Source organism: Pedobacter riviphilus, assembly GCF_014692875.1.
GTDB lineage: Bacteria > Bacteroidota > Bacteroidia > Sphingobacteriales > Sphingobacteriaceae > Pedobacter > Pedobacter riviphilus.
The window spans coordinates 5,524,080-5,543,010 of sequence record NZ_CP061171.1 but is presented as its reverse complement, the minus strand read 5'-3'; the positions used below and the strand labels follow the sequence as shown (position 1 = coordinate 5,543,010).

At 37.6% G+C, this 18,931-nt stretch carries 18 protein-coding genes; 11 read left to right on the top strand and 7 right to left on the bottom strand.

Annotation, left to right across the window (positions count from 1 at the left end; genetic code table 11):
- Positions 1–64: 64 nt before the first annotated feature.
- The 4 genes from H9N25_RS23015 to H9N25_RS23000 form a co-directional block, all read right to left on the bottom strand.
- A complete protein-coding gene (locus H9N25_RS23015; protein ID WP_190327361.1) occupies positions 65–616 on the bottom strand; it encodes an outer membrane beta-barrel protein in 552 nt (183 codons plus the stop codon).
- Between the two features lie 422 nt (positions 617–1,038).
- Complete coding sequence (locus tag H9N25_RS23010; protein WP_190327360.1) at positions 1,039–1,704, bottom strand: HAD family hydrolase; 666 nt, start codon at positions 1,702–1,704, stop codon at positions 1,039–1,041.
- A gap of 24 nt (positions 1,705–1,728) precedes the next feature.
- Positions 1,729–2,889: an esterase-like activity of phytase family protein gene (locus tag H9N25_RS23005; protein WP_190327359.1), complete on the bottom strand. Its 1,161-nt coding sequence runs from the start codon at positions 2,887–2,889 to the stop codon at positions 1,729–1,731.
- A gap of 196 nt (positions 2,890–3,085) precedes the next feature.
- A complete protein-coding gene (locus H9N25_RS23000) occupies positions 3,086–3,922 on the bottom strand; it encodes a DUF6515 family protein (RefSeq protein WP_190327358.1) in 837 nt (278 codons plus the stop codon).
- 240 nt (positions 3,923–4,162) lie between these two features.
- Here H9N25_RS23000 and H9N25_RS22995 point away from each other — a divergent pair, with 240 nt between their 5' ends.
- The 5 genes from H9N25_RS22995 to H9N25_RS22975 all read left to right on the top strand — a co-directional run bounded on the left by H9N25_RS22995 (position 4,163) and on the right by H9N25_RS22975 (position 10,281).
- The gene (locus H9N25_RS22995) at positions 4,163–6,034 is read left to right on the top strand and encodes a CocE/NonD family hydrolase (RefSeq protein ID WP_190327357.1); all 1,872 of its coding nucleotides are present in this window, start codon (positions 4,163–4,165) and stop codon (positions 6,032–6,034) included.
- A gap of 191 nt (positions 6,035–6,225) precedes the next feature.
- A complete protein-coding gene (locus tag H9N25_RS22990) occupies positions 6,226–7,881 on the top strand; it encodes a M1 family metallopeptidase (RefSeq protein ID WP_190327356.1) in 1,656 nt (551 codons plus the stop codon).
- A 125-nt stretch (positions 7,882–8,006) separates the two neighbouring features.
- The gene (locus H9N25_RS22985; RefSeq protein WP_190327355.1) at positions 8,007–8,738 is read left to right on the top strand and encodes a head GIN domain-containing protein; all 732 of its coding nucleotides are present in this window, start codon (positions 8,007–8,009) and stop codon (positions 8,736–8,738) included.
- Positions 8,739–8,971: 233 nt separating this feature from the next.
- Entirely contained in the window at positions 8,972–9,418 is a 447-nt protein-coding gene (locus H9N25_RS22980) for a DinB family protein (protein ID WP_190327354.1), read from the top strand.
- Between the two features lie 86 nt (positions 9,419–9,504).
- The gene (locus tag H9N25_RS22975) at positions 9,505–10,281 is read left to right on the top strand and encodes a nucleotidyltransferase domain-containing protein (protein ID WP_190327353.1); all 777 of its coding nucleotides are present in this window, start codon (positions 9,505–9,507) and stop codon (positions 10,279–10,281) included.
- 107 nt (positions 10,282–10,388) lie between these two features.
- Here H9N25_RS22975 and H9N25_RS22970 read toward each other — a convergent pair whose 3' ends face one another.
- Positions 10,389–11,279: a hypothetical protein gene (locus H9N25_RS22970; protein ID WP_223833490.1), complete on the bottom strand. Its 891-nt coding sequence runs from the start codon at positions 11,277–11,279 to the stop codon at positions 10,389–10,391.
- Positions 11,280–11,364: 85 nt separating this feature from the next.
- Positions 11,365–12,072: a DUF2490 domain-containing protein gene (locus H9N25_RS22965; RefSeq protein ID WP_190327352.1), complete on the bottom strand. Its 708-nt coding sequence runs from the start codon at positions 12,070–12,072 to the stop codon at positions 11,365–11,367.
- A gap of 339 nt (positions 12,073–12,411) precedes the next feature.
- Here H9N25_RS22965 and fabV point away from each other — a divergent pair, with 339 nt between their 5' ends.
- The 5 genes from fabV to H9N25_RS22940 all read left to right on the top strand — a co-directional run bounded on the left by fabV (position 12,412) and on the right by H9N25_RS22940 (position 16,583).
- On the top strand, positions 12,412–13,605 hold the full coding sequence (gene fabV, locus H9N25_RS22960; protein ID WP_190327351.1) for an enoyl-ACP reductase FabV: 1,194 nt from the start codon (positions 12,412–12,414) through the stop codon (positions 13,603–13,605).
- Positions 13,606–13,701: 96 nt separating this feature from the next.
- Positions 13,702–14,241, top strand: a complete 540-nt coding sequence (locus H9N25_RS22955; RefSeq protein WP_190327350.1) for a GNAT family N-acetyltransferase — start codon at positions 13,702–13,704, stop codon at positions 14,239–14,241.
- A 202-nt stretch (positions 14,242–14,443) separates the two neighbouring features.
- Complete coding sequence (locus H9N25_RS22950) at positions 14,444–14,896, top strand: cold-shock protein (RefSeq protein WP_190327349.1); 453 nt, start codon at positions 14,444–14,446, stop codon at positions 14,894–14,896.
- Positions 14,897–15,483: 587 nt separating this feature from the next.
- Positions 15,484–16,170: an SIMPL domain-containing protein gene (locus tag H9N25_RS22945; protein ID WP_190327348.1), complete on the top strand. Its 687-nt coding sequence runs from the start codon at positions 15,484–15,486 to the stop codon at positions 16,168–16,170.
- Between the two features lie 98 nt (positions 16,171–16,268).
- Positions 16,269–16,583, top strand: a complete 315-nt coding sequence (locus tag H9N25_RS22940; RefSeq protein WP_190327347.1) for a hypothetical protein — start codon at positions 16,269–16,271, stop codon at positions 16,581–16,583.
- Between the two features lie 253 nt (positions 16,584–16,836).
- Here the strand turns inward: H9N25_RS22940 and serS are convergent, their stop codons facing one another.
- Positions 16,837–18,108, bottom strand: coding sequence for a serine--tRNA ligase (gene serS, locus H9N25_RS22935; RefSeq protein WP_190327346.1), 1,272 nt, complete (start codon positions 18,106–18,108; stop codon positions 16,837–16,839).
- A 98-nt stretch (positions 18,109–18,206) separates the two neighbouring features.
- Here serS and rsmI point away from each other — a divergent pair, with 98 nt between their 5' ends.
- Positions 18,207–18,920, top strand: coding sequence for a 16S rRNA (cytidine(1402)-2'-O)-methyltransferase (gene rsmI / locus H9N25_RS22930; RefSeq protein WP_190327345.1), 714 nt, complete (start codon positions 18,207–18,209; stop codon positions 18,918–18,920).
- Positions 18,921–18,931 lie beyond the last annotated feature (11 nt).

The window sequence follows — 18,931 nt, the reverse complement described above, 5'->3', positions numbered from 1 at the left end:
ATTTTTTTTAAAAAAATCGCAATCTGGTACCCACTTTAATGTTTAAAGACGAAAGCTTCCGTCTTTAAAATTTAAAAGCAATTCCGACGTTTAAAAATGAGAGACTTTGATAGCCTAACTCGGCATATAGGGCGGTACTTGATTTTAAATAATATTTACCTCCTGCATACAAACCAAAGCCCATGCCACTTGCTGTACCCTCATAAGATCCTTGATTATCACTTACACTAACGGCAACATAACCAAGGCTTGCTCCACCATAAAGGTCAAATTTAGGATCAACATTAAGAAGTTCATTAAAATGATAAGAGCCTCTTGCACCTATGTAAATAGCATTTTGCTTAAAACTATAACTATTATTAAAGCCTTCGTATTTAGAACTTGCATACGATAACTGGCCGCCTACACTGATCGCATTAGAAACTCCCCTTTCGTAACTAATTGATGGATTGACAGGTAACGATGAGGTATAACCCGAACCAAAAAATGGGCTACCAATACCTACTCCGATGTTAAAGAGGTTATCGCCTTTACTAAATGAGCCAGATTTAGACTGGGCCATTCCGGTTAATGCTACAAGAATAAATAATGCGGTAAGCTGTAAGTGTTTTTTCATTTTTTTTAATTGTTGTATAAATAGATTGATAATAAAAATTAGCACATAGAAAACCTATTAGCGGCACAAAAAACGCATCTCTTAAATAATTTTACACTTAATTGCTACTGTTAATGGGAAGGTTAATTAGCTGTAAAACCTGTTTTAACATTTGCTAATTGGTAACCCCTTAACCCGTTTAAATCTGCGGTTTTGGCTTGCCAGAGCATAAATTAATTTAAAATCTAAATTACAGCCAATAAGAATGTTAATATATAGCTGTAAACAGCCTTTTTGCGTATAGCTATTTATAGCTATACCAGATTATATTACCCTAGAATTAACCGGGTTTATGATTTGCATGGGTTTTGACATGCATTAAACGGTATCCAGTAAAAAGGTGATTTGATTAAAAACGAATACTTACTTTAAAGAATAAGCGACTATATTAATGCCCTTTGCAGCATAAATTCTTTGGCATTCGCAAAGCTGAGGAATAATTCGTCTGCTATTTTTAGTTTTTGATGTGCCCTTACATTGCTTTGAATGGCGTAACAGGTTATGCCTGCAGCCAGAGCAGATTTAACTCCGTTTAAAGTATCTTCAAAAACAAGGCATTCATCTTTTTCAAGGCCTAACCGCTCTACACAAAGATTGTAACTTTCTGGATCGGGCTTAGATTTACTTACATCAGTTCTGGTAATAAATAAACTGAAATACTTAGCCAAACCATTACGCTCAAAAACGGCTTCAACATCAATTTTAGGACTAGCGGTAACCACAGCTAGTGTAAGCCCTTTTTCGTATGCAAACTTAATAAACTCTAATGCAAAGGGCATTAACTGAATATCTGTTGTCCTAAAACCATCAAAAGTTATTTTTTCTCTTCTGCTGATAAAACCGTCTAAATCCTCCTCAATTTTATATCTGTCTATTATAGTCTTTGCATTTTTAGGCAGGGGGATTCCAGCGTAATTTGTTAACCAATCCTTAAAATCAAGCTTTACCTCGTATGCACACAAAAACTTATTCCAACAATCGAAATGAAATTTTTCAGAGTCAATTAATGTACCATCTAAATCAAACAGTAATGCTTTTATTTTACTCATTATAATTTTTAACAGGAATGATCCTTATGGAATAATCTCAAATAAGAAAAATTGTTGTACCTGAGATTTCCCGAAATTATTATCTACACAAAAAATTAGCGAATAGTGTCCATTTGGCAATTTTGGTCCAAAAGTTACACCTTCAAAATTATCAATATGCCTGTTTAAGGAATCAAAATCGAAAAGCAATTTTTTGGTTAATGGCCTTGGAGGATTTTTAAGGAACGATGCATTATTAATTTCATTTTCTGCACCATTCAGATCAACCAGATAAAGTTTTATAAAGGTATGATCGTCGTGGCCTTTGGCCCAGGCCCTTTCCATTACCAAAAGTGTATGATTGTTAATGGCGAGTATTTCGGAAATCCCATTTACATTCCAATCGTTTTCTACGGTAGGCTTAACAGGCATAGCATCAAGATTATAAGCATATTGGGCAATATTCTTTTTAGTAACTATATCAAACTTTAAAATCCGCGTTAAGGCTTTATCATATTCAAAAGCAGCCTGGGGGCCATCTTGGTAAAGTGGTTCTTCTAAGCTGGCATACAATGTTTTGTATTGGTCTGCATAAGTTAAACCTTCAAATAAAGCATTTTTGCGTGGTCCACTTTCGGTTTTTGTAAAGTAAAACCCTTTTGGCATTGGAATGGTATCCAAAAATTTTCCTTCCGTAGAAATAAAAGTTAAACCAGGCTGAACAATCGTAGTATCTCCCTTCCTAAATAACCTTTCCCCCTCACTGCTCCAGAGTAATTGTTTGGTTAACGGATTATAGCGAACCGATTCGCCATCAGGCTTTACACTTTTATCAGTACCATATTGTGGGTATTGTTTCCCATTTTCCTGCAGCATATAAGTAACACCAGTTACACGAACGGTATCTATCTTATTCTCTCTAATGTCAATCTGCGCAGTATAAATTCTTGCCGGACTATGCTGTGATGGATCATCACTGATCATATAATACTGGTTCTGTTTTGCATCATAATCAATACCCGACAAACCACCAACAACCGTATTTTGGAAAATTGGATTTAAGGGCATAATGTATTCATCCAGAAACTTTACAGACGAAATGCTGGTTTCATTTTGCTTAACCACAGCATATTTTGTTGCAGAACAAGATGATAGGACAATGGCAAGAACCGAATAAACAAAGAAGAGCTGCGATACAGGTTTCAAATCGAAATGTTTAGACCGTAAAAATATGGATTTTTTGCTGCAAAAAGTCTATCATTAAGAGATTGAGAACATTAAGAAGATAGGCTCTTTCTTATAGATATTAAACAATACAGTTGGATGTTACCATCCAACTGTGCATTTACTGGAATTATAAATGGTGTCAGATGTTACCACCTGACACCGATAAAAATTAATATTAAAACAACTTACCAATTACGCGGTAAGTAATATTTGTTCCGTCTACTATTTCTTCATAATAAACATCATCTGGCGAAACAAAATACTTTTCGTTTTTAATGGTTACCTCTCTGCATCCTTCCGGCAGTTGATTAATAACATCACCTATATTGTGCGTATCAACCGGTCCATCGGTTGTATTTAAAATTCCATCTTTTCCGGCAACCACGTATACAGTTTTACCATCAGCATTTTCTTTTTGAGTATAATAAATGCCTTTGTATTCGTAATAATCAACACCATTAATGGTAACCAGGTTTGCATCTGATGGTAAATTCGGAACCTCGGCACCAACTGGCGGAGTTACCACTTCATATTGACTGTTGTTTTGCTGATAGAATAACCCGCCAGAATAATAAAACTGGGTTGGGCCATACCAGAATGGATAATAGCCATAAGGCAATACACTAATTCTGAAACCTAGAAACGGTCTGTAAAAATTATAATAGCTATAATATGGCCTGTAATAATAAGCCCTTCCATAACCATGGCGATAACCATAACCTGGCCTACCATATCCTGGACGATACCCTGGCCTGTTATAACCATAACTTGGTCTGCCAGAACGGATACCTGGAGAAAAACTGCCTCTGCTTGGTGCGCTCATAGATGGCTGGCGGGAAATGGAACCACCGCCTCTTGATGAACCAATTGAGCCCGATCTGCCACCGCCGAAAGAACCGCCACCACCACCGCTCCTACTTGGTCGTTGTGCTGAAACACTTTCGATACTCAAGGTTGCAATCATCGCTGCTGCAGCGAAAACAACCAATCCTTTATTTAATAACCTATTCATTATTTTGTGTTTATGTCGATTATCTATATGACGATGAAAATTCCTAAAAGATTATCCCTTAACAATATTTAACTAAATTTTGATAAAGTGATGACGAAGGGAGGGTTTTAATGGTAAAAACATCACAAATCCATCCATCTTGCATCAATACATCTTTACTAACAAACCTTTTACGAGCTATTTTTTTTAATCAATCGTTAATCAACTATATTTAAATTTTATTCCTAAAAACTAGCTTAAATGAACCTTACAAGAATTTTCAGTCTTTTATTTTGTCTGTTTATTTCTAATGAATTAATAGCCCAGCAAACCGATTCGGCATATGTTAGAGAAAACTACACCAAAATAGAACGCCAGATCCCCATGCGCGACGGAGTTAAACTCTTCACTTCCATTTATATACCCAAAAATCAAACCAAAAAATATCCATTTTTAATTAACCGTACACCCTATACCGTTGCACCTTATGGCGAAGATAAATATAAGCTGAGTTTGGGGAACTTTCCGGCGATGATGCGTGAGGGATTTATTTTTGTATATCAAGATGTTAGGGGCAGATGGATGAGCGAGGGTACTTTTGCCGATATCCGCCCTCAACTAACTGGAAAAAAATCTAAAACAGCGATTGATGAAAGTACGGATACTTACGACACCATCGATTGGTTGGTTAAAAACGTGAAAGGCAACAATGGCAATGCTGGTATTTACGGCATTTCGTACCCTGGTTTTTATTCTACCACCTCATTGCCAAATGCACACCCGGCGCTAAAAGCCGTTTCTCCTCAGGCACCAGTTACCGATTGGTTTATGGGTGATGATTTTCACCACCGTGGCACATTATTCCTAATGGATGCTTTCAGCTTTATGGGCAGTTTTGGCGTGCCAAGGCCTAAACCCATTACGCCAGATAAAGGGCCTAAAGGTTTTCAATTCCCCATTCAAGATAATTATCGTTTTTATTTAGAAGCCGGATCGGTTAAGAACCTAAAAGACCGATATTTTGCAGATAGCATTAAATTCTGGAACGATTTATTTAAACACCCAAATCTGGATACCTTTTGGAAAGCACGTTTAATTACCCCTCATTTAACCAACGTAAAACCTGCGGTGATGGTGGTGGGTGGCTTTTTCGATGCTGAAGATGCCTATGGAACTTTTGATACTTACAAAGCAATTGAGAAACAGAATCCTGGTGCTAACAATATCCTGGTTGCAGGGCCTTGGTTCCATGGCGGCTGGGTACGTAGTGATGGTTCTTATTTTGGCGATATCCCTTTCGGAAAAACCACCAGTATCGATTACCAACAGCAGTACGAACTGCCTTTCTTTAAACATTATTTAAAAGGTGAAGGCGATTTTAATGCAGCAGAAGCCAATATTTTTGTAACCGGAAGTAACGAATGGAAAAAGTTCAAAACATGGCCGCCACAAGAGGTAGAAAGCAAAAACCTGTATTTACAACCTAATGGGAAGCTCAGTTTCGAAAAAGTGGGCAGAACTGATAGCTGGGACGAATATGTGAGCGATCCAAATAACCCCGTACCTTACCAGAATGGCATTCAGGCCAGACGTACCCGCGAATATATGATCGACGATCAGCGTTTTGCTGCGCGCCGTCCGGATGTAAAAACTTACCAGACTGAAGCTTTAACAGAAGATATAACCTTAACCGGCCCTGTTTTGGCCAATCTCGTGGTTTCTACTACTGGTACAGATGCCGATTATGTAGTTAAATTGATTGATGTTTATCCTGAAGATGCACCAAACCCAGAGCCTAACCCTAAAAACCTGATTATGGGTGGTTACGAAATGCTGGTGCGCGGAGAAATTATGCGTGGTAAATACCGCAACAGTTTCGAAAAACCAGAGCCTTTTGTTCCAGGTGCCATCACTAAAGTAAATTACCCTTTGCCAGATGTAGCACATACCTTTAAAAAAGGCCATAAAATCATGATCCAGATTCAAAATTCATGGTTCCCTTTAGCCGACCGCAATCCGCAGAAATTTATGGATATCTATCAGGCAGAACCGCAGGATTTCCAGAAAGCTACGCACAAAATTTATCATGATGTGCATAACAGCTCGTTTATTACTGTTTCGGTCTTAAAATAAAAGGCAAAAGAGCTTGTATCATAAATATAGATTTGTCATCCTGTCCAAGCCCCCCATGGAGAGCTTGCCAAAGGGTCTGTTAAATATTTAAGGTAAAATCGCCTTATGATACAATCTTCAAATTATCAATCCCGTTTACTCACGATAATTAAAAGTTTACGATCGTTTTAACGGTCAAGAAAACATAACAAATGAAAAAGTTACTATTTATCCTTGCCATCGTCTTCAGTATTTCAGCTGTACAAGCACAGATGCTCGGCAAAAACCAGGTAAACTCAAGGGCTGATAGCCTCCGCGGAACACTTACCCCCCTACGCACCTGTTACGATATCAACTATTACCACTTAGATGTGAAAATAGATATCGACCAGAAAACAGTAAGCGGCAGTAATGAATTTGCTTTTACCGCCACACAAGATTTCACTAAACTACAATTTGATCTTTTTGATAACCTAAAAGTAGAAAAGGTAGTATATAAGGGTGCCGATTTAACTTTTACCCGAGAATACAATGCGGTTTTTATAACCTTCCCTAAAGCAATAAAAAAAGGAAGTAAAGATCAATTCACGGTTTTCTATTCGGGTAATCCCTTGGTAGCAAAAACACCACCTTGGGATGGCGGTTTTATCTTCAAAAAAGATGAAACAGGCAATCCTTTTGTTTCTGTGGCCTGCCAGGGTTTAGGTGCAAGTGTATGGTGGCCAAATAAAGATCACCAGAGCGATGAGGTAGATAGTATGTTAATCAGCATTAGTGTTCCTAAAAATTTACAGGAAATATCTAACGGAAGGTTGAGAAATACTGTAGATAAACCTGATGGTTACAAACAATACAATTGGTTTGTGGCTAACCCCATCAACAATTACGATGTAACTTTTTACATCGGCAAATATGCCCACTGGCAAGACAGTTACGATGGCGAAAACGGAAAACTCAGTATTGATTACTGGGCGCTGCAAACCGATAGCGCCAAAGCCCGCCCACATTGGGATGCCGATGTTAAACCCATGTTAAAATGTTTCGAATATTGGTTTGGCCCTTACCCGTGGTATAAAGACGGCTACAAACTGGTTCAGGCACCACATTTAGGTATGGAACACCAAAGTGCAGTAGCTTATGGCAATCAATTTAAACCAGGTTATCTAGGTAAAGATTTAAGCGGTACCGGCCATGGTTTAAAATGGGATTTCATCACCATCCATGAGAGTGGTCACGAATGGTTCGGTAATAACATCACCTCAAAAGACATTGCCGATATGTGGATTCACGAAGGTTTCACCAATTATTCGGAGGTATTGTTTACCGAATGTACCGAGAACAAGGCAGCTGCAAACGAATATGTAATTGGATTACAGAAAATCATCCGTAATGATGTGCCTGTGATTGGGCCTTATGGGGTAAATAAAGAGGGCTCCGGCGATATGTATCCAAAAGGTGCAAATTTGATTAGTACTATTCGCCAACTCATCAATAATGATGAAAAATTCAGACAGATTCTCCGCGGATTAAACAAAACATTTTACCATCAAACGGTAACCACTGCTCAGATCGAAAATTACATAGCCAAACAAAGCGGACTTAAATTAGATAAAGTTTTCGATCAGTATTTACGTTTTACCAAAATCCCTGTTTTAGAATATAAAATCAACAATGGCACTTTATCTTATCGCTGGATAACAGATGTGAAAGGTTTTGATATGCCTGTTCGTGTAACACTAAAAACAGGTGCTTACACCTTGATTAAACCTACAAACGATTGGAAAACCATTAAAGTAGATGCCAGCATAAATGCAGATAACTTTAAACACGATCCGTTGTTTTACATCAATACAAAAAAGGGGAACTAAATCTCAGAGAAGTCAAGCCTAAAATTATTAATAAGAGAATTAAATCGCATTTTATGCAACTTTTCAACAAAACCATCGTCTTATAAGAAAAAGCTCATTATTTATCTAAAAATAAAATCTATACCATGAAAAAAGTATTTGCAATATTATTGGCATCCCTTACATTAACCTCTAGTATCAATGTAATTGCTAAAAATCAGATCAGTATCAACACTTCAAAAAATAACGGCGACAACAGGGAGGTGAAAAATTTTAATGGAGTTGCTGCAGCGGGCCCTATAAACGTAATTGTAACTTTGGGTAATAGTGAAAGTTGTCGTTTAGAAGGTGATGCAGATGCATTGGCCTCAATCGTTACCGAAGTAAAAGGCCATGTTTTAGTTATTCGTCCGCAAACCAGTATCACAAGCTGGTCCAGAAAATACGAAGGTAAAAAAATAACAGCTTATGTATCAGCCAGAGAATTAGCGAGTTTAACTGTTAGTGGTGATGGAAGCTTAACCGTAAATGGAAAAATCAGCACTGGTAGTCTAACAACAACAGTAAGCGGTTCGGGAAGCATTAAAGCAACAGCAGATGTAGATAACTATAGTGGTGTAATCAGTGGTTCTGGAGCAATAAATATTACAGGAGGTGCAGATCATGCCAAAGTGGTGATCAGCAGCTCGGGAACTTTTGCAGGTAAATCTTTTTCTACAAAAACTTTAAACAGTACCATTAGTGGTTCAGGAACTGTAAATATTGCGGTAAGCGAAAGCATCAGAGCGGTAATCAGCGGATCAGGAAGCGTAAATTATTCCGGTAATCCAAGTGTAGATAAAACCGTTATTGGCTCAGGTGGAGTAAGAAAAGTATAAATTAAAGCCCTTTTTAATAGAGAAACACCTTCAAGAAATTGTAGGTGTTTTTTGTTGGCCAATATTTTCTTTTGAAAGCAAAGCCAGTATAACTGTCAATCCCGCTATCATTTCAAGTCCTCAACTTAATCGGGCAAGAAACACGCTGTAAAAAACCACATTAAACTAAATTATGCCTTCAAATATTTATATTCGCCTAACAACATTTCAAATAATCCCTTAAGAATTTTCATATGCTTACCCAAACCTTAAAAACACTTTTCAACCGGGATTTGAACAAATTAAAATCCGAAATCGAATCGTACAAAGTCGAATCGACCTTATGGCTTATTGATAGGGGAATTGCAAATTCCGCTGGGAACCTTTGTCTGCATTTAATCGGAAACCTCAACACTTATATTGGCGCAACTTTGGGCGGCAGTAATTACATCCGCAACCGCGAACTGGAGTTTTCGTTAAAAGATATTCCGAAGCAGCAACTTATTAACATGATCGAAGAGACCCTAACCTCGGTTAACGAAACGCTGGATAAAATAACAGAAGAACAGCTCAATAGTGAATACCCGATGCTGGTATTTAAGGAGAAAACATCAACCGAATTCTTCCTCGTCCACCTTACCACACATTTAGCCTATCACTTAGGACAGATTAATTATCACCGAAGGTTATTGGATATTTAATTCAATCCGTCATTGCGAACAGAAGCGTGGGACTGAGCGCTAGAGTGAAGTAATCTTTTTAGTAGATATATTAATGAAAATTACCCATGATACAACAACTATTTGCCCAACACGCAACCGAAATATTAAAAAGCGATGAATTTGTTATTGGCTTAGCCGTGGGTGGCTCCTGGCTCAGCAATGAGATCGACGAATTTTCAGACCTCGACCTCATTTTGGTTACTAGGGAAAAGATATCAACAGATAAATCGAAAATGCTGCAATATGCCAATCGCCTTGGCAATTTAATTTCTGCATTTACAGGAGAGCATGTTGGCGAACCGCGCGTATTGATCTGTCTTTACGACAAGCCATTACTACATGTAGACATTAAATTTGTAACACTTGATGAATTTGCCTCAAGAGTAGAAAACCCTATGCTATTAATCGACAGAGACAATCAATTGCAGAAAATTCTTGATCAAACTGAAGCTAAATTTCCCTACCCAGATTACCAGTGGATTGAAGACCGCTTTTGGACATGGATGCATTATGCCCTCTTAAAAATCGGCAGAGGTGAGTATCTGGAAGCCTTAGATTTCTTCGGCTTTTTAAGGATGGTGGTGTTTGGCCCTCTATTGCACATCAAAAACAAAAACCTCCCTCGAGGAGTGCGTAAAGTAGAATCGCAGCTTCCTGCCGAAGATTTTAACTTACTTAAAGGTACCATTGCCGAATACAATAAGATAGCCTTAATTACTGCGTTAGAAAATGCGATAGTGCTTTATAAAAACCTGAGAATTGATCTGTATACTGAAAATATCAGGCAGAACAAAAAGGCAGAAGATGCTGTAATACAATATTTAGCCAAAATAAAAAGATAGCTGCTCAGAATGAAAAATTAGATAATGTAACATTCACTGTATCTTCCGTGGCAATTTTAAATCACAACCAAAACAACAAAGGAGGCTTAAGCCTCCTTCCAAATCTTTTAAAACTGAACCCCAATCAGCCATATATTTTCAATGTAGTTAATCTTCTGACTAGCCTTGTCGTACTCATCCCAACCAGTAGTATGCACATTGGTTAAATTGGTAGCGCCAAACTTAGTGGTATTCTGCAGGTAGATATTTTTCCACACATAAAACTTAAGTCCAACTTTTGCAGAAACACCGTAACCCGAAATACTGAAGTGGTTATTTCTGCCCTGTCCGAACAAACGTACATCCGAACGCGGAACCATCATGCCACCACCTAAACCGGTTTCTAAGGTTAAAGAAGTATTTCCACCTGGAGCAACCCAAATATCGTCATAACGTTCAATCTCGATATTGGCATAATTAAAACCATCTGTATGCTCATAAGTCAGCATACTCTCCTTAACGTTAATGCTTTGGCCATTGTAATCGCCAGCTAAATTACCTGTAGGAGTGTTGGTTGGAGAAATATTTGGCCCGATGTGACCAGTAATTGCAACAGTTTGTGGAATATCCATTACATACTTCATGTGGTCCCAACCAATGGAGATACTATAATTATCTTTGATAAAGTACCCGGCGCGGATATTATATTGTGGTACAGTGATCAAACCAGGATTCAAATAGGCCCAGCTTAATTTCGATTGTCTATCGTGCGCAACTACATCTTTCAAAGTAAAATCGTAGTTAGGTCCCTGAAACCTGATATCGCTTTTACCATACCAGGAGCTATTATATCCCCAGTGAAAATAAAAATCGCCTTTACGGGAAAATTTCCTTTTATGTTCAGGATTGAATAAACTTTTTGAAGTTGGCGTATTATTGGTTGAAGCGGCTTTAATCTCTTGTGCCTGCATGCGCTTGCCAAACAAGAGTGCTAAAAATAGGATGGTAAATCTTTTCACGCGGCAAATTGAGCAAAAAGACCCGTCAATTACAACAGCTTTAACAATTTGTAAGAGTTGCTGTACAAAAAATGACTTTAAAACATTAAAACCTCGTGTAAACAGCCAGCTGAATAATATTATTAACCGTATTGTTCGAAATGCCATTTGTAATCTGGTTCATATATCCAGCTTCCAGGTCAAACTGCTTCGAAAAACGATAACCCGCAGCCAGGTATAACCTATTCTGATCGAAAACACTATTGTTAATTTTATCCTTATTCTGAAGATTTAAAAACACCTCGTTCTGCAAAGCCACAAATGGTCCTTTTGTAAACGTTGGCTGAGTTTTTTGCAGGGGCTGGATTAATCTCACAAAATAACGGAAACGTTGTGAAAACACATCTTCACCAGTACGGCCGATGAACCGTTGTTCTACCCTAAACCTGTGACTGGCAAAAACCGATTTTATTTTATGGTTATAAATATACTGTTCAAAAATGCGGTGTTCGTGAAGCGTAAGATCTGGAGTTCCTTCCAATTCAGTGTGTGTAGTTTGCCATAAATACCCTAATGCTACATTGTGCTTGTTGTTAATAAAATATTGTAAAGCCGGACGCATCAATGTATTTCTCAAATAACCCCAGTCATCAGCCGAGCGCAGTTGAACATCGAACTGAAGCCCCCATTTATCATTAAACTTGGTGTTATTTAGAAGCATAAACCAACCCGAATTTTGATGTTGGGTTTGCGCATAAAGATTTCCAGAAGCCATGATGATGAGCACCACGGCAGACAATATTATTTTTTTCATAAGAAGAGATAAACCGGTTTTATCTGTGTGGCGCTAAATTAAGAGAAATATGCGAAAGTAAGAAGCCTCGAGTCAGAAGTGCATGTGCCTAATAAAATGTTTAGTAATGCCAACCTATGCATTCCCTGTGCCCTTTCTCCATTACCACGATAGTAAAAATGGCACCAATCTCTTTTGCTTCTTTGCGAAAACCTTTGCGACTATTGCGGTTAAAACAAATTTCATTTAATGTTAAGCGATTAAAAATTTATCTTCGTTAAAGATTTGGGCGTTATGGTATTTTCTATACCCTTAAAATCGCACTTATTTTAACATTACAAAACGTAAATAGAACAAAAAATGATTATCGAACCTAGAATGAGGGGCTTTATCTGTTTAACCGCACACCCTGATGGTTGCGCACAAAACGTAAAGAATCAAATTGAATATGTAAAATCTAAAGGAGCTATAGATGGCCCTAAAAAAGTATTGGTAATTGGTGCATCAACCGGTTTCGGTTTAGCTTCGCGTATTGCGGCTGCATATGGTTCTGGAGCTTCTACAATTGGTGTATTTTTCGAAAAGGCACCTTCTGAAGGCAAAACTGCATCACCAGGTTGGTACAATAGTGCAGCCTTTGAGAAAGAAGCCCATGCTGCCGGTTTATATGCAAAAAGCATTAATGGTGATGCATTCTCAAAAGAAATTAAAGAAAAAACAATTGAATTGATCAAGGCTGATCTTGGCCAGGTTGATTTAGTCATTTATAGCCTGGCATCGCCAGTGAGGAAACATCCTGATACGGAAGTGCTTCACCGCTCTACCTTAAAACCTATCGGTGGAACTTATACCAATAAAACCGTCGATTTCCATACTGGTAATGTGACCGAAATTTCTATCGAACCTGCTACCGAAGAAGATATTGCCAATACCGTTGCGGTAATGGGTGGCGAAGATTGGGCCATGTGGATTGATGCCCTAAAAGCAGAGAATCTACTTGCTGAAGGTGCAACTACAGTAGCATATTCTTACATCGGCCCTGCTTTAACCGAGCCGGTATACCGCAAAGGAACCATTGGTAGAGCTAAAGATGATTTAGAAGCAACTGCCTTTAAAATCAGCGATAAATTAAAAGATATTAATGGCAAGGCTTATGTATCGGTTAATAAAGCATTGGTAACACAGGCAAGTTCGGCTATTCCGGTAATCCCGTTATATATTTCATTGTTGTACAAAGTAATGAAAGCAGAAGGCGTGCATGAGGGTACAATTGAGCAGATCCAACGTTTATATGCAGATCGTTTATATACCGGCAACCCTGTTCCTGTTGATGAGAAAGGAAGAATCAGAATCGACGATTGGGAAATGCGTGAAGATATCCAGGCTAAAGTTGCCGAACTTTGGAAAGAAGCAACAACCGAAACTTTACCAATAATAGGTGATTTACCAGGTTACAGATCTGATTTCTTAAGCTTATTTGGTTTCGAAATTGATCAGGTTGATTATCAAAAAGATGCCCAGGAAGTAGTAGAAATTGAAGGTTTAGTAAACTAACTACTCAGATACGCCACCCTGAACCTGTTTCAGGGGCTTAAATAATAAATTATAAACGGCTGGCCCTATAGCCAGCCGTTTTTACATTCAAACCATATGAATTTCGATTTACAGCCTACATTAGCAAACGATTTAATTACAGTAGTTCCCTTAAAAGAAGAAGATTTTGAAGCACTTTTTGCGGTAGCTTCCGATCCGTTGATCTGGGAGCAGCACCCCAATAAAGATCGTTACAAAAGAGCGGTTTTCGAAAATTTCTTTAAAGGAGCAATGGAATCGAAGTGTGCTTTTATCATTTATGAAAAAGAAAGCAACAAAATTGTTGGCAGTTCCAGATACTACGAATTGGATGAGGCAGCGGGTTCAGTGGCCATTGGTTACACTTTTATTGCCCGCGAGTTTTGGGGCAAAGGGCATAATAAGGCTTTAAAAACTTTGATGCTCGATTATGCTTTTCAATTTGTAGATAAAGTAATCTTACATATTGGGGCTACTAATTTTCGTTCACAAAAAGCGACAGAGAAATTAGGAGCCGTTAAAATTGCTGAATTAGAAGTAGCCTATTATGGTGAGCCATTAAAATGGAATTTTGTTTATCAGGTGGATAAAAATAAGTGGGCAAATAAAGCATCGTAAAAAGAATCAATCACAAGATATATACGGACGATATCTTTCTTTATCTGTGTTCATCCTCTTCCTCTGTGGTAACTATGCTTTACTATGCAAGCCCAAATGACAAGAGCATAACCGAATAAAATCGTGTTTATGCTTTAGTATTGTTATCTTTGTATAATTCTCCATTCCACTCACCTTTCAAAACAAAACAATTAAATAATATATGGCTAAATCTCAGGCAACATACAGTAAAAAAGAGAACGAAAAAAAACGATTAAAAAAACAAAAAGACAAACAAGAGAAAAAAGAAGAGCGTCAGGCTAATGCAAAAAAAGGTTTAGCGCTTGAAGATATGATGGCTTATGTTGATGAAAACGGAAACATCTCTTCTACTCCACCAGATCCGAAGAAAAAGAAAGTAATTAATACGGAAGATATTCAGATTGGTATTTCAAGACAAGAAGACATCGTTGATGAAAATCCTGTTAAAAAAGGAACAGTTACTTTCTTTAACGACAGTAAAGGTTACGGTTTTATTAAAAACACTGAAACACAAGACAGTATTTTTGTTCACGCAAACGGTTTAATCACCCAGATTAAAGAAGGTGATAAAGTTACGTTCGAAGTAGAAATGGGTCAAAAAGGACCAACAGCTGTTAAAGTATCAAAGGTTTAATCACCACAATTCAATTCCTTTTGCAATTCTTAATTGCAAAACATGATTAAAATTCTGCAGAAAACTCTGCTGCGCTAGGTTTTATAACCATTTATAATTCCGTCTATTTAAGCATAAAACCTTGCGCATAATTTTTACTCTCATTCTATTTATTTTAGAAAATCAGGCTTCAATATGCATTGGCCAATTCGGTCCCGCCATCGCTATTTTCCTCATTTCGCTGCGCTTTCATTCCGGGCTATTCGTTTTGTCGCGTTTAGGTGGTTAGAACAATAACTTTTTTAATGGAGGTAATAATTGAATGAATATTTACATGATAAAAAGAATAATATTTTCAAGGTTAAAACTTATTCCTGTAGCAATTGCTAATATTTGATAGTTTTTTTTTTGATAGCAGCATAATCCTTTGTTAATAAACCCGATAACAATGGCAGCCCCGATTTTTCTTCGGGGTTAAAGTGTATAGTGGGACCAGTTTTGCCCTGAAGTACTGATGCTCATTTCAAAAAAAATAAAAAAAATGATAATCTCGGTGTGGAATTTGTGCACGGTTTACATCATTACAGTACACACAAAGAAAAATAAATATGAAAAAGTTAATAGCACTTGCACTGGTTGCATTTTTAGGATTATCATCAGCGATGGCTCAACAAGTAGACTTACGTAGAAAAATTAATGTTAGCGGAACCGCAGAAACAGAAGTTACCCCCGATATTATTTACATCGGCATTTCACTTAAAGAATACTTAAACGGAAAGAAAAAAGTAGACATTACAGAATTGGAAAAACAATTGTATGCCGCTGTACAAAAAGTAGGTATTGCAAAAGAAAACTTAACCATTAGCAATTTAAGCAGCTGGAATTATGCTACAGAAAAAAAGAAAAATCCTGATTTCTTAGCCAGCAAACAATATCGTTTAAAAGTTAGTGATCTGAATAAATTCAACGCCATACTTGAATCGATAGATGCCAAAGGAATTGCCAATACGAATATTGAAAGTTATGATTATTCTAAAATTGAAACCTTAAAAAAAGAGCTTAAAATTAAAGCTTTATTAGCTGCAAAAGAGAAAGCAGCATACATGGTAGAGGCTTTAGGCGATAAATTAGGTGGTGTAATTGAAATACAAGATGGTGGAGACAATGTAATACAACCTGTTTATAGAAATTACGCGATGAAAGCTGAAATGGCTGATGCCGCTGGCGCACCTGAAATTGATTTTAAAAAAATTAAGCTGAATTTCACAGTAAATGCCATTTTCGAGATCAAATAAGAATTTAACAGTTAAATTAATACTTTTCAAAACCTACCAGAACATTTTTGGTAGGTTTTTTGTTATCTAGAGATCGAACACTAAAAAAATTAGATATTATGAAAAAATTCATCTACACGCTAGCCTTGGTTTTCTCTTTAGGCATTAGTTTTAATTCAGCTCAGGCAGCTGACAAACTTGCGAAAAACCCAACAGAATTATCTGCAGATCAAGCGGTGAAACTGGAAAGAATTAAAACCCGTGTTGAAGAAATCAGAGACATGGACAAATCGAACTTAACGAGAGCAGAACGTAAAGCTTTACGTAGTGAGTTAAGAGAATTAAAAGGTCAGGCCCGCGCTATTTCTGGAGGAGTTTACCTTTCAGTTGGTGCAATTATCATCATTATTCTATTATTGATCCTGATTTTATAATCATTGCAAAAAACACTTCTATCTATAAAAACAAAAAGCTTTGCAGTAGTGCAAAGCTTTTTTTATGAGCAAATATCGTCATTGCGAGAAGGAACGACGAAGCAATCTCATCCTTTTTTTATATCCTTAATTTGATCCTTCGTCATTTTGCTACAGCATTAAGATTATTCATTTGTACAGTAGTTTCTAAAGGCATTCATGAGCTCACTTCGTTCGGTTATCTTCGTGCTTCGCAATGACGATTTATCGAAGACTAATCAATAATATCAAATCCTGTATACTTCACTAAAGCTTCTGGAATTTTAATTCCATTTTCGGTTTGGTAGTTTTCTAAAATCGATGCTACTATACGTGGTAAAGCCAATGCACTTCCGTTTAATGAGTGTGCAAGCTGTGCCTTACCTTCTTTTCCTTTAAAACGTAGTTTCAAACGGTTACTCTGGTACGTTTCGAAGTTTGAAACAGAAGAAACTTCTAACCAGCGCTCTTGTGCAGCACTCCAAACCTCCATATCGTAAGTCATGGCAGAAGTAAAACCCATATCGCCACCGCATAAACGCAACACGCGGTAATGTAATCCCAGTTCCTGCAAAAGGGACTGCACATATTGGCTCATATCTTCTAAAGTTTCGTAAGATTTATCGGGATGTGTAATCTGAACCACCTCAACCTTATCAAACTGGTGTAAGCGGTTTAAACCACGTACATGGGCACCATATGAGCCTGCTTCTCTACGGAAACAAGGGGTATAAGCCGTATTTTTAATAGGAAGATCCTCTTCTTTAACAATTACATCACGGTATAAATTGGTTACCGGAACTTCTGCCGTTGGGATTAAATATAAATCATCAACAGTTGAATGATACATCTGTCCTTCTTTATCAGGTAACTGGCCAGTACCAAAACCCGAAGCCGCATTAACCAAATGAGGCACCTGCATTTCTTTATAACCCGCTGCAGTAGCATGATCTAAAAAGAAATTGATCAACGCCCGTTGTAACCTCGCGCCTTTTCCTTTATACACCGGAAAACCAGCACCGGTAATTTTTACGCCCAGTTCGAAATCGATAATATCATATTTCGCAGCCAATTCCCAGTGCGGCAAAGCCTTGTTTGGTAATTTAGCAGGCTCTCCATATGTTAAAACAATCTCGTTTTCTTCGGCAGTAGATCCCTGCTTTACCAAATGATAAGGCAGATTGGGTAACTGAACAATTAAATTGTGTTGAGCGGCTTCCAACTCATTCAATTTATCGCTCAGGTTTTTGATATTTTCTTTATGAGAAGCCGTTTGTGCTTTAATCGCTTCGGCTTCTTCTTTTTTACCTGTACGCATTAAATCGCCAATCTGTTTGGCCGCTGCATTAGCCTCAGCAGAAATATTATCCAAGGAAGTTTGTGTAGAACGGCGGTCTTCATCAATTTTAATGATTTCATCTACCAGTTCCGGTTGTTTAAAATGACGGATACTTAAACGTTCTAAAACTTTCTCTCTATTTTCGCGGATATAGTTAACTTGCAGCATTATTTAATTTTTTAAGCAAAGATAGCAAGAGTTTGGAGTTTGGGGTAAGGAGTTTGGAAAAAACTGCAAACCATTAACTGTAAACTGCAAAATGAAATATGGATGGCAAACTATTTCTCGTACCAACACCTATAGGCAATTTAGAGGATATGACCTTTAGGGCAATCCGTATCTTAAAAGAATGCGATTTAATCTTGGCTGAAGATACCCGTACAAGTGCCCCCATGCTTAAACACTTCGGCATCGATAAAAGGGTTTTTTCTCACCATCAGCATAATGAACATAAAGCCACTTCAGAAATCATCAAGTTTTTAAACGAAGGGCAAAAAATTGCTTTAATTTCTGATGCGGGAACACCTGCCATTTCCGATCCGGGTTTTTTCCTGGTACGCGAAGCGATTAAAAATGGTATTGCGGTAGAATGTTTACCTGGTGCAACAGCCTTTGTACCTGCCCTGGTTAATTCGGGTTTACCTGCCGATGCATTTTGTTTCGAAGGTTTTTTACCAGTTAAAAAAGGCAGACAAACAAAGTTCAAAAAATTGGCCGAAGAAGACCGTACCATTATACTTTATGAAAGCCCGCACCGTTTATTAAAAACTTTAGAAGAGTTTGCGCAGTATTTGGGCGCCGACAGGCAGGCATCAGTAAGTAGGGAGCTAACCAAGATGTTCGAAGAAACTGTTCGCGGAACTTTAGTAGAAATAAAATCACATTTTGAGAACAATACTTTAAAAGGAGAATTTGTAATTTGCATAGCGGGTAAACCAGCAACAAAGAACAAAAACAAATATGATGATGCCGAAGATTAGCATCTGAACAT